This is a genomic window from Nocardioides sp. NPDC006303 (assembly GCF_040613175.1).
GTDB lineage: Bacteria > Actinomycetota > Actinomycetes > Propionibacteriales > Nocardioidaceae > Nocardioides.
The window spans coordinates 23,663-36,906 of record NZ_JBEXRR010000051.1; the positions used below are offsets into that span (position 1 = coordinate 23,663).

A 13,244-nucleotide genomic window follows, 5' to 3' on the forward strand; every position below is an offset into this window, starting at 1 on the left:
GATCACGGTGCCACCGCTGCGTACCTCTCCTCATGGATCACCGAGGAGAGGGCGGAGCGGTGGCGCCAGCCGAAGCGCTCCAGGTCGGGGACCTCGGGTACGCCGTCGACCTGACCGACGCAGAGCCAGGCGACGGGGCGTACGTGGTCGGGCAGGCCGACCAGGAAGAGCAGGAACTCGTCGCGGTAGCAGCTGACCCAGCCGACAACGCCCTCGGGCTGCACGTCGCCGTTCCTCACGCGGCCATTGCGTGAACCTCTCGGTATCAGCCCCACACCTCCAGGGAGAGCCATGAAGAACCTCGTCAGTCGGGCGCTCACCGCTCTTGCGGCCGGGGCACTCGCAATAGCAATCGTCGTAGCGACGTCCTCGCCGGCGCAGGCCGATGTCGACGCGTACACACCACATGGCGGACCTGTGGTCGATCTCTCCGGCGATTACGTCGACTTCACCTTCGTTGAAGCCGGCCAGACGTTCATCTGCGAGAACTTCGACATGTCCGGGACCATTCCCAATGCGGGCGCGAGCAGGCTCTTCGGGGCACCCGCTACGACGTGGAGCCAAGTCGTCCATGGCGGCTGCACCAACCCGATCATCGGCGATTCCACCTTCGACCCCATCGGTGCCTGGCAGTTCGCCATCACAGGACCCGAGGTCGGCTCGGTCTCGCCCGCCGCATTCACCAACGTGGCGCTGTTCGTCCAGGCCGCCGACTGCGCGTTCAACATCGCCGGTGAGGTGAGCGGCGTCTTCGATGACGCGACCGGGGTGTTCACGTCAACCGGGTCCTCCCTGGTCGTCACCGACACCCCGACAGGCTTCATCTGCCCGATCCTCGGCTTCGAGCAGGGTCACACCGTCAGCATGAGCGGCAGCTGGACCATCACCGGTCTGACGATCACGAATCCGTGATCGCCCGTCACACGCACCACCCACGGGCCGAGCTTCCCCGATCACAGTGGCTCGAGAGCACTACCCGCGGACGATGCTCGCGAGCTCGGCCAAGGCGTCGATCCGATGAGTTGCCCGCGAGAGGTCCTGGGTCGCGGTGAAGCTGTTGCGTACGACCGCACAGTCGATGCCCGCGGCGACGGCCGAGGCGAGACCTCGGGACGAGTCCTCGACGACGAGAATCTCGTCCTGGGGCGCGCCGAACCGCTTCAGCCCGGCCAGGTACGGCTCCGGGTGCGGCTAGGGATGGATGAGGTCGAAGTCGGCCCGCTTAGCCGTCGTCACGATGGCCATCCGGACGTACTGCGACAGCTCGGCGAGCACGTCGACTACGCCGTGCGCAGGAGTACGCCGTGCGCAGGAGTACGCCGTGCGCAGGAGTACGCCGTGCGCAGGAGACCGTGGCTCACAGTCCGCCCTTACGCCACTTTACGGCCTAAAGTGGTGTAAGACGGGCCTTCGCACCTTGATCCGGGCGACTACCCGAACCTCTCCTCGTGCACCACCGTCGAGAGCGCGGAGCGGTGGCGCCAGCCGAAACGCTCCAGGTCGGGGACGTCGGGGAGGTCGGCGACGGCGCCGACGCAGAGCCAGGCGACGGGACGTACGTGGTCGGGCAGGCCGACCAGGTCGCGCAGGAACTCCTCGCGGTAGAAGCTGACCCAGCCGACGCCGAGGCCTTCGGCGGTGGCGGCGAGCCAGAGGTTCTGGATGGCGAGGACGGTCGAGTAGAGACCGGCGTCGGCGATGGCGTGGCGGCCGAGGACCGCCGAGCCGCCGCGAGTCGGGTCGTAGCCGACGACCACGCCGAGCCCGGACTCGCAGATCCCCTCGATCTTGATCTTCGAGAAGGTCTCGGAGCGCTCCCCCGCCAGCGAGGAGGCGAAGACCTCTCGCTCGGTGGCGACATGCTCGCGGAACGTACGCAGCGTCTCGGCCGATCGCACCAGCACGAAGTCCCACGGCTGGGTCATTCCGACGCTCGGGGCGGCGTGCGCGGCCGAGAGGACCCGCTCGAGCACCTCGGGGTCGACCGGCTCTCCGGTGAACTCGGCGCGCGTGTCCCGGCGGCGGTTGATGGCGTCGTAGAGGTCCATCAGGCACGCTCCCTGGCTGCGTCGTAGAGGAACGACTCGCCTCCGTCACGGGCCAGCGCGGGCCCGGCGAGGATCACCGCGGCCTGTCGCAGGCCGGCGTCCTCGACGGCGTCGGCGATCGTCGAGACGGTCCCGCGCAGCACCAGCTCGTCGGGCTGGCTGGCGCGGTAGACGACCACGACCGGGCACTGCGGACCGTAGTAGGGCAGCAGCTCGGCCATCAGCTCGCGGGTGCGCCGGATCGCCAGGTGGAGCACGAGGGTTGCGCCGGTCGCGGCGTACGCGGCCAGGGACTCCCCGTCCGGCATGGCCGTCGACCGGGCCTGCGTCCGGGTGAGCACGACCGACTGCGCCACCAGCGGCACTGTCAGCTCCCGGCCCACCAGCGCGGCCGCCGCCGCGTAGGCCGGCACTCCGGGGGTCACGTCCCACGGCACCTCGGCGGCATCGAGCCGCCGGGTCTGCTCCGCGACGGCCGAGTAGACCGACGGGTCTCCGGAGACGAGGCGTACGACCTGCTTGCCGCCGCGATGGGCAGCGACGATCGCGGCCACGATCTGGTCCAGGTCGAGCTTCTGGGTGTCGACCAGCTCGGCCTCGGGGCTGCAGTGCGCCAACACCTCGGGGTCCAGGTAGGTGCCCGGATAGAGCACCACGTCAGCGGCCGCGAGCATCCTCGTCGCGCGGACGGTGAGCAGGTCGGCCGCGCCGGGGCCGGCGCCGACGAAGTGGACGGTCATCGGGGTCGCCTCTCGGTTCCTTGGTCAAGGTATGCGGGGCAAGGTGCACATCCCTCGCGGAGCTCCGCCGGGGATGTGAGCTTTCGGCTGCATACCTTGACGAAGGAACAGCCCCTCATCGGACATACCTCGGCGTCCAGACCTGCCCGGCCTCGGTGACCCGGGTCGAGCTAGCCCCCACGATGACCAGGCACTTCATGTCGATCGAGGCCGGATCGAGGTCGCCGAGGGTGGTCACGGTCAGCGACTCCTCGGCCCGGCCGATGTCCCGGCCGACGATGACGACGGTGTCGGGCTTGCGCTGCTCGAGGAGTACGTCGCGGGCCAACCCGATCTGCTCGGTGCGCGAGCGCGAGGCAGGGTTGTAGATGGCCAGCACGAGGTCGGCGGCGGCGACCGCGCGCAGCCGGTCCTCGACGACGGACCACGGCTTGAGCCGGTCCGAGAGGGACATCACCGCGAAGTCGGCACCGACCGGCGCGCCGGCGCGTGCGGCCACCGCCTGGACGGCGCTGACCCCGGGCAGCACCCGGATGCGTACGTCGGCATAGGCCGCGTCCTCGGCCGCCTCGAAGACGGCCGAGGCCATCCCGAAGACACCGGCGTCACCGCCGGAGACGACGGCGACCCGCTCTCCCGCGAGCGCAAGGTCCAGGGCGTGCCGGGCGCGGTCGACCTCGACCGTGTTGCCCGAGGCGTGCCGCTGCAGGCCTTCGCGTTGCGGCACCCGGTTGACGTACGGCGCGTAGCCGACGACATGGCCGACCTCGGCCAGCGCCGAGCTCACCTCGGGCGTCAGCCACCCATCCGGTCCCGGCCCCAGCCCGACGACGAGAACCTCCCCGGTGTCCCCGGAGGTCGAGCCCGTCGAGACGCCCCCGCGCGTCACCTCGACAGGCTCGACCGCGGGGAGCTCTTGCCGCAGCCGTGCCGCGGCAGGTGCAGGAGCCGTGTCTCCAGGCACCACGATGAGGGAGAAGTACGGCACGGAGGACGGGTCGACGTCGGCCACCGGCAGCCAGCGCTCCTCGGGCTGCGAGGCACGCTCGACGTACCAGGCACCCTCGAGTCGCCCGGCAGCAGCGAGCGCGGAACGGACTGCGGGGAAGGTCCGGCCGAGCTTCATGATGATCGCGGCCTCGGTGTCGGCCAGGCGACGGGCGAGCTCCGGCTCGGGCAGGGTGCCGGGCAGGACGGTGAGGACGTCGGTCTGGCGCACCAGCGGCGTCGAGACGGCAGCGGTGGCGGCCGCGAAGGCGGGCACCCCGGGCACGACCGAGGTCTCGTAGACCTCCTTGAAGCGGTCGTGGAGATACATCGAGGAGCCGTAGAAGAGCGGGTCGCCCTCGGCGAGCAGGACCACGTCGCGCCCGGCGTCGAGGTGAGCGGAGAGCCGGACCGCGCAGGACTCGTAGAACTCGGCCATCGCCCCGACATAGCCGCCCGGGTGCGAGGTGGTGCCGGTGGTGACCGGGTAGCGCAGCTCCTCCTCGATCGCCTCCGCAGGGATCAGCGAGGACGCGATCCTGCGAGCGTGCGACTGCTTGCGCACCCCTGCGTGGTAGGCGATCACGGGGGCCGCGCCGATCAGCCGGGCAGCCTTGAGGGTGATCAGCTCGGGATCGCCGGGACCGATGCCGACAACAGTGAACCGCCCGCGTACATCCGTGCTCATTCCTGCTCCTGGGCGAGTGCGTTGAGGGCGGAGGACGTCATCGCGGAGCCGCCGCGGCGGCCCCGGACCGTGACGAAGGGGATGTCGATCCCGTGCTCGTCGGCGAAGGCGGCGAGCGCCTCCTTGGACTCGGCGGCGCCGATGAAGCCCACCGGGCAGCCGACGATCGCGGCCGGCCGCGGACCGCCGTCGAGGATCATCTCGAGCAGGTGGAAGAGCGCCGTCGGGGCGTTGCCGATGGCGACCACCGCACCCTCGAGGTAGGGCTCCCACAGGGACAGCGCGGCGGCGGTGCGGGTCGTCGCCCACTCCCGGGCGAGCGCCGGGACCCGGTCGTCACCGAGCATGCAGAGCACCTCGTTGTCGCGCGGCAGCCGGCTGCGGGTGACCCCGGTGGCGACCATCGTCGCGTCGCACAGGATCGGCGCACCGGCCTCCAGCGCCCCGCGCGCGGCCTTCACCAGGCCGGGGTGGATGACCAGGTCGGAGGCGAGATCGACCTGGCCGCTGCCGTGGATCATCCGCACCGCGAGCCGCTCGGCGTCGGCCGGCACCGCGGAGAGGTCGGCCTCGCGCCGGATGGTCGCGAAGGAGTCGACGTAGATCGCCGGCCCCTGGTCGATGTAGTCGTAGCGCCGAGGAGGGCGCACCTGCGGCGAGGGCACGAGTACGCCGCGCCACGGTGTCACGACGACCGCCGGCGCTCGTTCCGCCAGGGCAGAGACCGCGGCCCGGTCCAGGGCTCCGTCCGGGGCGGCGACGTGCTCGCCACCGGGCACCTGCCCGTAGCCGAGCCCCTCGGCCTCGGCCGGGACCCGGTCGTCGGCCGCGACCGGCTCGACCATCGGTGCGTCCAGCTCGGAGACATGCCAGGGCGCGGACGGCCCCTCGCCGCGTACGTCCAGGAAGCGCGAAGCGAGCGCGACCAGCCGGGACGCGGCCTCGGTGAGCGGTACGACAGGCCCCCACGAGTCACCGACCCGGAGCTGACCCTCGACGGCGGACAGCGCCACCAGCCCGAGGTCGCACTCCCGCGAGACCAGGTCGCCGCGACCGTCGTCGAGCACGAAGAGGAACCGCCCCGGCAACGCGGCCAGCCGCGGCGAGGCACACAGCAGCCGGTCCAGCGACGCCGCGACGCCGCGCAGGTCGGCACGTCCCCCGGCGAGCCCGGTCTGCGGGGAGACCATCACGTTGCGTACGAGCTCGTGGGTCTGCGCCGGCACCAGACCGGTCGCCTTCAGCGCGGTGAGCACCTCACCAGGCAGCCCGCCGTCGACACTGGGCAGGCCGCGCACCTGCAGGTTGGCGCGACCGGTGAGATAGATCCGCCCGTCGCCGTAGGTCTCCGCCACGGAGAACAGCGAGAGCAGCGCGGCGGACGAGACGGACCCGCCGATCAGGCGCAGCCGCACCAGCAGGCCGTCCTCGGCGGCCCACGGACGACCGACTCCGGGGCACCGGTCGGTTCGGACTCGCGACATCAGGACACCTGCTCTGCGTCATGTGCCCTTGCGCGGGGCACGTGGTGACCTGGCGGCGGGTGCCGCCAGAGCCAGCAGGTCTTCGGACTCGGAATCGATCGGAACGGAGCGCCTTCCCGGAGCCAGGCTCCAGTGGCTGCCATCCCCGGAAGGAGGGCGTGCCCCGCCCGTCATCCTCACCGCTGCGCGTCAGTCCCGGACTTTCACCGGGTTCCCTGACCCCATCAGGCATGGAGTACGACTGGCAGGGCGAGACTACCCACTTGCGGACACGGCGCCGAATTGCTCACCGCCCGGCCCCTGTTTGTGCCAATGTTCGGCTACTCGAAATCTCCCGACGCCACACCCCCACAGATGGAGTCCCCCGTGACAGGCTCGGCTCACCGGCAGTTGTTCGTTCTCGCGCCCATCCCGGCGCTCGCGCTCGGTTTGACGGCCTGCGCCACGACCTCGGAGTCGAAGGTCTCGATCGGTCTGGTGGTGCCCACCTCCGGCGTCCACAAGTCGATCGGCACCGACATGTCCCGGGGCTTCGACCTCTACCTCGACCAGCACGGCGGGAAGCTCGGTGGCCGGCTGATCGACGTCGTCGAGGCCGACGAGGGCGACCGGGCCGAGACGGGTGTCGCCGCGGTGACCAGGCTGATCCAGGACGACGAGGTCCAGGCGGTCGTCGGGTTGGTGAGCTCGGAGACGGCGCTCGCGGCCAAGGACGTCGCGACCAACAGCGAGACGCCGCTGATCGTGACCGGCGCCGGCGCCGACGAGCTCGCCGACGGCTCCGACTACGTGTGGCGCACGTCCTCGACCAACGCGGACCTGGGCGGCGCGCTCGGGCAGGCGGTCGCCCAGGAGACCGACCGAGGCACGGCGTACGTCATCGGCTCCGACGACGCGGCCGGTCACGAGTTCTCCGACAGCTTCATGATCGCCCTGGAGGCGGCCGGCAGCAGCGTGGCGGGTCAGAGCTACACCCCGGCCGGCGTGACCGAGGAGTGGTCGGGGCTCTTCGACAAGGCGAAGGAGTCGGGCGCGGACGCGATCTTCGCCGCCTATGCCGGCAAGGAGGCGGAGGCGTTCGTGAAGCAGTACCGCGAGTCCGGGCTGGCCAAGAGCACCAGGCTCTACGGCCCGGGCTTCCTCACCGAGGGCGACGTGCTGTCGGCGCTGGGCAGCACCGCGTCCGGCGTACGCACCGCGCTGCACTACAGCGACGCGATGGACTCGCTGATGAACGACGCCTTCGTGAAGGACTACCGCAAGGCGTACGACGCCACCCCGACGGTCTACTCGGTGCAGGCCTACGACGCCGCGGCCGCGCTCGACAAGGCGCTCGACCTCTCCGACGACGTCAACCGCAACGAGATCGCCGACTCGCTCGGGTCGGTCGGCACCATCGTCAGCCCGCGCGGGAACTGGTCTTTCGACCCCAACCACAACCCCGACCAGCCCTACTTCCTGCGGGTGGTCAAGGGCACCGCCGACGGCCCCCGCAACGTCGTGCTGCAGGAGATCACCTCAGCGGGCAGCTGACTCCGAACGCAGCTCCTCCCGGGTCGCGGCCAGCTCCTCGCGTACGGCGGTGAGGTCCTCGCGCAACGAGGTGAGGATGGCCATCATCTCGGCGTCGGACTCCTCCTCGTGTTTGGTGAGGCTCTCGACGCTCTCCATGCCGGAGACGACCACGGCGAGGAACAGGTTGAGGACCGCGAAGGTCATCACCAGGATGAAGACGACGAAGAAGATCCAGGCGGAGGGGTCCTCGGCCATCACCTCGCGGGCGATGTCGGGCCAGGCCTCCCCGGTCATGGTCTGGAACAGCGTGAAGGCGCTGGTGCCGAGGTCGCCGAAGTACTCCGGCGCGATCGAGCCGTAGAGGTTGGTCGAGATGACCACCGCGACGTACATCATCAGCCCCAGCAGCGCCGCGACCGACCCCATCCCCGGCATCGCCGCGATCAGGCCGTCTACGACGCGACGCATGGACGGGACCGAGTTGACCAGGCGCAGCACGCGCAGGATCCGCAGTGCCCGCAGCACCGACATCGGTCCGGTCGCCGGCACCAGCGCGATCGCGACGATCACGGTGTCGAAGATGTTCCACGGGTCGCGGAAGAACTTGGAGCCGTACGCCACCAGCCGCAGCACCAGCTCGACGACGAAGACCCCGAGGAGCACGCTGTCGAGCAGCGCCAGCTCATGGGCGAGGTGTTCGGGGACCATCGTCTCCACACCGAGGACCACCGCGTTGAGGATGATCACCCCGATGATCGTCTTCTGGAAGAGGTCGTCCTCGACCAGCGCACGCACCCGGGCGCGCACCGAGATGTTGCTCGAACCCATGCTCGCGATGTCCTCCTGTGACCCGTGACAGCGGCCGGAGCCTATCGGGCCGACTCGGCGCGTCAGGTTGTGGCCAGGTGCAGCGCGAGCCCGAGCCCGGCCAGACCGACCAGCCAGCGCAGTGGGCGCTCGGGGGCGACCCGGACGATCGCCGGCCCCAGGAAGCCGCCGATCACGGCACCCGCTCCGAGGGCGATCGCGGCGGGCCAGTCCACGGGAGCGAAGAAGACGTACGCGATCGCCGCGGTGCCGTTGGCGACGCCGGTGGCGACGTTCTTGACCGCGTTGGTGATCGCCAGGGCCTCGGTGCGCTCGAGCACCAGAACGGCCAGCGCGATGATCCCGACGCCGGCGCCGAAGTAGCCGCCGTAGATGCCGAGCACGAACACGATGACGCCCCAGCCGAACCCGCGGGCGAGCGTACGTCGCCCCTCGACACCTGTTGAGGAGTCCTGCCGCGGCGGCCGCGCGGCCGCGCGGGCAGCTGCCCAGGACCGGATCCGGTCGCGGAGCAGCAGGAGCACCGCCCCACCGCCGACGAGCCAGGGCACCACGGTCTCGAACGCCTCGGCCGGCGTGGTGAGCAGCAGGGCCGCGCCGACCGCGCCGCCGAGGAAGGAGGCCAGGGCCAGCCAGGCGATCCTTCTGCCCTGGCCGCGCAGCTCGCGACGCGAACCCGCGACGGTGCCGCCGGTGACGCCGAACATGGCCACCGTGTTGGTGACGTTGGCGACGACCGGCGGCAGCCCCGCGGCCAGCAGGGAGGGGTAGCTGACCAGCGAGGCGAGACCGGCCACCGAGCCAGTCAGTCCCGCACCGATGCCGGCGAGCAGGAGCCAGGCGAGCTCGGCGCTCACCGGGTTGTCATCAGGGCGGGCATCAGGGCGGGCATCAGGGCGGTCAACGAACCAGGCACGGGCGCTTGGGATCGAAGGTCCACCCCGACACCAGGTACTGCATGGCGACGCCGTCGTCGCGTACGCCGAGCCCGTGCTCGAGGTAGAGCTCGTGAGCGGCCGCGACCCGGTCGCGGTCGAGCCGGATCCCGAGACCCGGGGCAGCCGGCACCGCGACGGCACCGTCGCGGATCTCCAGCGGCGACTCGGTCAGCCCCTGGCCGTCCTGCCAGATCCAGTGGGTGTCAAGCGCGGTGATCTTCCCCGGTGCGGCGGCGCCGACGTGGGTGAACATGGCCAGCGAGACGTCGAAGTGGTTGTTGGAGTGGGAGCCCCAGGTCAGCCCGAAGTCGTGGCACATCTGGGCGACGCGGACGGAGCCGGACATGGTCCAGAAGTGCGGGTCGGCCAGCGGGATGTCGACGGCGTTGGTGCGGATCGCGTGGGCCATCTGGCGCCAGTCGGTCGCGATCATGTTGGTCGCGGTACGCAGCCCGGTGGCGCGCTTGAACTCGGCCATGATCTCGCGGCCCGAGTAGCCGCCCTCGGCGCCGCAGGGGTCCTCGGCGTACGCGAGCACGTCGTCCTTGCCGCCCAGCAGCCGGACCGCGTCGGCGAGCAGCCAGCCGCCGTTGGGGTCAAGGGTGATCCGGGCGTCGGGGAAGCGCTCGTGGAGGGCGGTCACCGCGGCGACCTCCTCCTCACCGGCGAGGACGCCGCCCTTGAGCTTGAAGTCGGCGAAGCCGTAGCGGGCCTGAGCGGCCTCGGCGAGACGTACGACCGCCTCGGGGGTCAGCGCGACCTCTCGCCTGACGCGGTCCCAGTCGTCCGCGCCGTCGGGCTCGCGGAGATAGGGCAGGTCGGTCTTGTCGGGGTCGCCGACGTAGAAGAGGTAGCCGAGCATCGGCACCGAGTCGCGCTGCTGCCCGTCGCCGAGCAGCTCGGCGACCGGCACACCCTGCTCCTGGCCTGCGAGATCGAGGAGCGCGGACTCCAGCGCGGTGACGGCGTGGACCGTCGTACGCAGGTCGAAGGTCTGGGCTCCGCGGCCGCCGGCGTCGCGGTCGGCGAACCGCTCCGCGACCTGCCGGAGCAGGCTGCGATAGCGGGTGACCGGCTGCCCCACGAGCAGCTCGGCGGCCTCTTCGATGGTGCGCCGGATCGGCTCACCGCCGGGGACCTCGCCGACACCCTCGCGTCCCTCGGAGTCGGTGAGGATCGCGATGTTGCGGGTGAAGAACGGCGCGTGCGCACCGCTGAGGTTGAGCAGCATCGAGTCATGGCCCGCGACCGGGACGACCTCGACCTTGCCAATGGTGGGCACAGTGGTCGTGGTGTTCATGGCAGCTGCAGCTCGCCGTCGATCCGGCGGGCGAGGTGCCACGGGTTGTCGTCGCGTACGGCCTCCGGGAGGATCGCGGCCGGTACGTCCTGGTAGGCGACCGGGCGCTGGAAGCGCTCGATCGCGAGGCTGCCGACCGAGGTGGTGCGGGAGTCGGAGGTGGCCGGGTACGGGCCGCCGTGGACCATCGCGTGGCCGACCTCGACGCCCGTGGGCCAGCCGTTGAAGAGGATCCGCCCGGCCTTGAGCTCGAGCGCGGAGACGACCTGCGCGGCCGCCTCGTTGTCGGCGTCGGTGGCGTGGACCGTCGCGGTGAGCTGGCCCTCGAGGGAGTCCAGGCTGGGCAGCAGCTCCTCGACGGTGTCGTAGCGGACCACGACGCCGGAGGCGCCGAAGACCTCGTCGGTCACGCCGGCAAGACGGGCGGCCTCGACGATCTGGGGCGCGGGGGCGTCGGTGTCCCCGGCGGTGCCCTCGCCGACGACGGCGACACCGTCGGTGGCACGGAGCGCGGCGGTGCCCTTCTCGTAGGCGGCGGCGATGCCGGAGGTCAGCATGGTCGCGCCGACGGCCTCGGCCGTGGCGCGGCCGGCGGCGGCCAGGAAGGCGTCGCCCGCCTCGCTCTTCGGGAGGAAGAGCAGGCCGGGGTTGGTGCAGAACTGGCCGGAGCCGAGGGTCAGCGAGCCGACGTACGCCTTGGCGAGCGCGTCGACGTCGCCGTCTAGCGCCCCGGGGAGGACGACGACGGGGTTGATCGAGGACATCTCGGCGTAGACCGGGATCGGCTCGGGGCGGGCCGCTGCGGCAGCGACGATCGCCAGCCCGCCGCCTCGGGAGCCGGTGAAGCCGACCGCCTTGATCCGCGGGTCGACGACCAGGGCCTGGCCGAGCTCGATGCCGCCCTTGAAGTCTGTGTCGAGGAGGAAGGAGAAGGTGCCGGCGTGCAGCCCGGCCTTCTCGACCGCGCGGGTGATGGCCTGGGCGACCAGGTAGCCGGTGAGCGGGTGGGCAGGGTGGCCCTTGACGACCACGGGGCAGCCCGCGGCCAGCGCCGAGGCGGTGTCGCCGCCTGCGGTGGAGAAGGCGAGCGGGAAGTTGCTGGCGCCGAAGACCGCCACCGGGCCCAGCGCGATCTGGCGCTGACGGATGTCGGACCGCGGGAGCGGGGTCCGGTCCGGGAGCGCCGGGTCGATGCGTACGCCCAGGTGGTCACCGCGCCGCACGACGCCGGCGAACATCCGGAGCTGGCCGGTGGTGCGGCCGACCTCGCCGCTGATCCGGCCCTCGGGCAGGTGCGACTCGGCCACAGCGGCCTCGACGATCTCGGCGCGGGCGGCCTCGATCTCGGCGGCGACGGCTTCGAGGAAGTCCGCCCGGGCCTCGGGGGATGTGGCGCGGTAGCCGGCGAAGGCCTCGGCCGCGGCGCTGGTGGCGGCGGTGACGTCGGGCTGCTCGGAGTCGGCTCCGGCGATGATCGAGCGGTAGCTCATGTTCCCTTCCTATCGGGTCGGTCTCTCAGGGGCGGATCGGCGTCAGGCGATCCGGGCGATCAGCTCGCGCAGCTCGTCGATCTCGTCCTCGCGCAGGTCGGTCAGCGGCGGGCGGACCGGCCCGGCGGGCCGGCCGATCGCGGTCAGACCACCCTTGACGATCGACACGGCGTAGCCGGCCGTGCGATCGCGGATGTCGAGGTAGGGGATCACGAACTCGTTGAGACGACGGTAGACCTCGTCACGATCCTGGGCACGTACGGCATCGTAGAACTCGATCGCCCACTTCGGCGCGAAGTTGAACAGCGCCGAGGAGTACGTGCTCACGCCGAGCTGGAGCAGCGGCAGCGCGAACGTCTCCGCCGTGGGCAGGCCACCGATGTAGATCAGCCGGTCGCCGACCCGGGCATAGGTACGCGTCATCTGCTCGATGTTGCCGACGCCGTCCTTGAAGCCGATCAGCGTCGGGTTGCGCTCGGCGAGCTGGTCGACGGCCTCGTCGCGCAGCACCGCGTTGGCGCGGCTGTAGACGATCACGCCGAGCCCGGTCGCCTCACACACGCGGCTGGCATGCTCGACGAGCCCTGCCTGCCCGGCCTCGGTGAGGTACGGCGGCATCAGCAGGATCCCGTCGGCACCCGCGGCCTCCGCCGCCTTCGCCTGCGCGACCGCGTTGGCCGTGCTGCCCGTCGCCGGCGCCAGCACCGGCACCGCGCCCGCGACCTCGTCAACAGCGGCACGTACGACCTGGTCGGTCTCCTCCGCGTTCAGCGAGAAGCCCTCCCCCGTGCCGCCGGCCGCGAAGAGCCCGGCCACCGGGTACTCCGCCAGCCAGCTCAGGTGCTTGCGGTAGCCCTCCTCGTCGACCTGGAGGTCCTCGGTGAAGTGGGTGACCGGGAACGAGAGAAGCCCGCTCTTGAGCTGGGCGGCCAGGTCGGTCGGGCTGTACTCGGTCACGAGTCACGTCCTTCAGATGTTGGGTGTGCTGAGGGGGAAGGTGGTGACCATCACGTTATGAACGTTCGATGATGCTTGTCCAAGCCCGAATTTGAATCTCGTGATGCTGTCGGGGCATCGAAGACCGCTTGTCGCTGACGGGTTCTTCGGGGCTGGCGGGGCCGCCGACCCGGTTTGGAGGGTCTTCTCGACGGGCCCCGGAGTAAAGGACGGCCTTCGGCCGCCGGCTTCGCCGGCCGCTTCGCGGTCCTTGACACCGGGGCCCGTCG

The 13,244-nt window shown here is 71.1% G+C and carries 12 protein-coding genes, 2 pseudogenes and 1 riboswitch; of the genes and pseudogenes, 2 read left to right on the plus strand and 12 right to left on the minus strand.

The window, feature by feature from the left end; translation table 11 throughout:
* Nucleotides 1-2 precede the first annotated feature (2 nt).
* Entirely contained in the window at nucleotides 3-239 is a 237-nt protein-coding gene (locus tag ABZY89_RS26395) for a hypothetical protein (RefSeq protein ID WP_355232024.1), read from the minus strand.
* A gap of 52 nt (nucleotides 240-291) precedes the next feature.
* On the opposite strand from ABZY89_RS26395, the gene ABZY89_RS26400 reads away from it, so the two are divergent.
* Nucleotides 292-912, plus strand: coding sequence for a hypothetical protein (locus tag ABZY89_RS26400; protein ID WP_355232026.1), 621 nt, complete (start codon nucleotides 292-294; stop codon nucleotides 910-912).
* Nucleotides 913-972: 60 nt separating this feature from the next.
* Here ABZY89_RS26400 and ABZY89_RS26405 read toward each other — a convergent pair.
* From ABZY89_RS26405 to ABZY89_RS26430, 6 genes and pseudogenes are all read right to left on the minus strand, one after another.
* A pseudogene (locus tag ABZY89_RS26405) lies at nucleotides 973-1,179 on the minus strand (HAD hydrolase-like protein); the annotation flags it as partial.
* Nucleotides 1,180-1,430: 251 nt separating this feature from the next.
* A complete protein-coding gene (gene bluB / locus ABZY89_RS26410; protein WP_355232028.1) occupies nucleotides 1,431-2,048 on the minus strand; it encodes a 5,6-dimethylbenzimidazole synthase in 618 nt (205 codons plus the stop codon).
* On the minus strand, nucleotides 2,048-2,788 hold the full coding sequence (gene cobM / locus ABZY89_RS26415; RefSeq protein ID WP_355232030.1) for a precorrin-4 C(11)-methyltransferase: 741 nt from the start codon (nucleotides 2,786-2,788) through the stop codon (nucleotides 2,048-2,050). The genes bluB and cobM overlap by 1 nt, the downstream gene beginning before the upstream one ends.
* A 115-nt stretch (nucleotides 2,789-2,903) precedes the next feature.
* Nucleotides 2,904-4,463: a precorrin-3B C(17)-methyltransferase gene (gene cobJ / locus ABZY89_RS26420; RefSeq protein WP_355232031.1), complete on the minus strand. Its 1,560-nt coding sequence runs from the start codon at nucleotides 4,461-4,463 to the stop codon at nucleotides 2,904-2,906.
* Nucleotides 4,460-5,113 (minus strand): precorrin-8X methylmutase, encoded by a 654-nt coding sequence (locus ABZY89_RS26425; protein WP_355232046.1) that lies wholly within the window; start codon nucleotides 5,111-5,113, stop codon nucleotides 4,460-4,462. Before ABZY89_RS26425 ends, cobJ begins: the two co-directional genes overlap by 4 nt.
* A 645-nt stretch (nucleotides 5,114-5,758) precedes the next feature.
* Nucleotides 5,759-5,947: pseudogene (locus tag ABZY89_RS26430) on the minus strand (nitrite reductase); the annotation flags it as partial.
* 55 nt (nucleotides 5,948-6,002) lie between these two features.
* Nucleotides 6,003-6,208: riboswitch (cobalamin riboswitch) on the minus strand.
* A 105-nt stretch (nucleotides 6,209-6,313) separates the two neighbouring features.
* Between ABZY89_RS26430 and ABZY89_RS26435 the strand changes: the two are divergent.
* Complete coding sequence (locus ABZY89_RS26435) at nucleotides 6,314-7,480, plus strand: ABC transporter substrate-binding protein (RefSeq protein WP_355232033.1); 1,167 nt, start codon at nucleotides 6,314-6,316, stop codon at nucleotides 7,478-7,480.
* On the opposite strand, the gene ABZY89_RS26440 is transcribed toward ABZY89_RS26435, so the two are convergent.
* The 5 genes from ABZY89_RS26440 to kdgD form a co-directional block, all read right to left on the minus strand.
* A complete protein-coding gene (locus ABZY89_RS26440) occupies nucleotides 7,466-8,290 on the minus strand; it encodes an ion transporter (RefSeq protein WP_355232034.1) in 825 nt (274 codons plus the stop codon). The two genes, ABZY89_RS26435 and ABZY89_RS26440, sit on opposite strands and share 15 nt — an antisense overlap.
* 62 nt (nucleotides 8,291-8,352) lie before the next feature.
* A complete protein-coding gene (locus ABZY89_RS26445) occupies nucleotides 8,353-9,147 on the minus strand; it encodes a sulfite exporter TauE/SafE family protein (protein WP_355232036.1) in 795 nt (264 codons plus the stop codon).
* A 43-nt stretch (nucleotides 9,148-9,190) separates the two neighbouring features.
* Entirely contained in the window at nucleotides 9,191-10,528 is a 1,338-nt protein-coding gene (locus ABZY89_RS26450; protein ID WP_355232038.1) for an enolase C-terminal domain-like protein, read from the minus strand.
* The gene (locus tag ABZY89_RS26455) at nucleotides 10,525-12,018 is read right to left on the minus strand and encodes an aldehyde dehydrogenase (NADP(+)) (RefSeq protein ID WP_355232040.1); all 1,494 of its coding nucleotides are present in this window, start codon (nucleotides 12,016-12,018) and stop codon (nucleotides 10,525-10,527) included. Before ABZY89_RS26455 ends, ABZY89_RS26450 begins: the two co-directional genes overlap by 4 nt.
* Before the next feature lie 42 nt (nucleotides 12,019-12,060).
* Nucleotides 12,061-12,975, minus strand: coding sequence for a 5-dehydro-4-deoxyglucarate dehydratase (kdgD, locus tag ABZY89_RS26460; protein WP_355232042.1), 915 nt, complete (start codon nucleotides 12,973-12,975; stop codon nucleotides 12,061-12,063).
* Nucleotides 12,976-13,244: the final 269 nt, after the last annotated feature.

What these genes read in the sequence shown, in the direction of transcription:
- ABZY89_RS26400 (WP_355232026.1), top strand. Translation starts at nt 292, where the DNA reads ATGAAGAACCTCGTCAGTCGGGCGCTCACCGCTCTTGCGGCCGGGGCA.
- bluB (WP_355232028.1), bottom strand. Translation starts at nt 2,048, where the DNA reads ATGGACCTCTACGACGCCATCAACCGCCGCCGGGACACGCGCGCCGAG.
- cobM (WP_355232030.1), bottom strand. Translation starts at nt 2,788, where the DNA reads ATGACCGTCCACTTCGTCGGCGCCGGCCCCGGCGCGGCCGACCTGCTC.
- cobJ (WP_355232031.1), bottom strand. Translation starts at nt 4,463, where the DNA reads ATGAGCACGGATGTACGCGGGCGGTTCACTGTTGTCGGCATCGGTCCC.
- ABZY89_RS26440 (WP_355232034.1), bottom strand. Translation starts at nt 8,290, where the DNA reads ATGGGTTCGAGCAACATCTCGGTGCGCGCCCGGGTGCGTGCGCTGGTC.
- ABZY89_RS26450 (WP_355232038.1), bottom strand. Translation starts at nt 10,528, where the DNA reads ATGAACACCACGACCACTGTGCCCACCATTGGCAAGGTCGAGGTCGTC.
- ABZY89_RS26455 (WP_355232040.1), bottom strand. Translation starts at nt 12,018, where the DNA reads ATGAGCTACCGCTCGATCATCGCCGGAGCCGACTCCGAGCAGCCCGAC.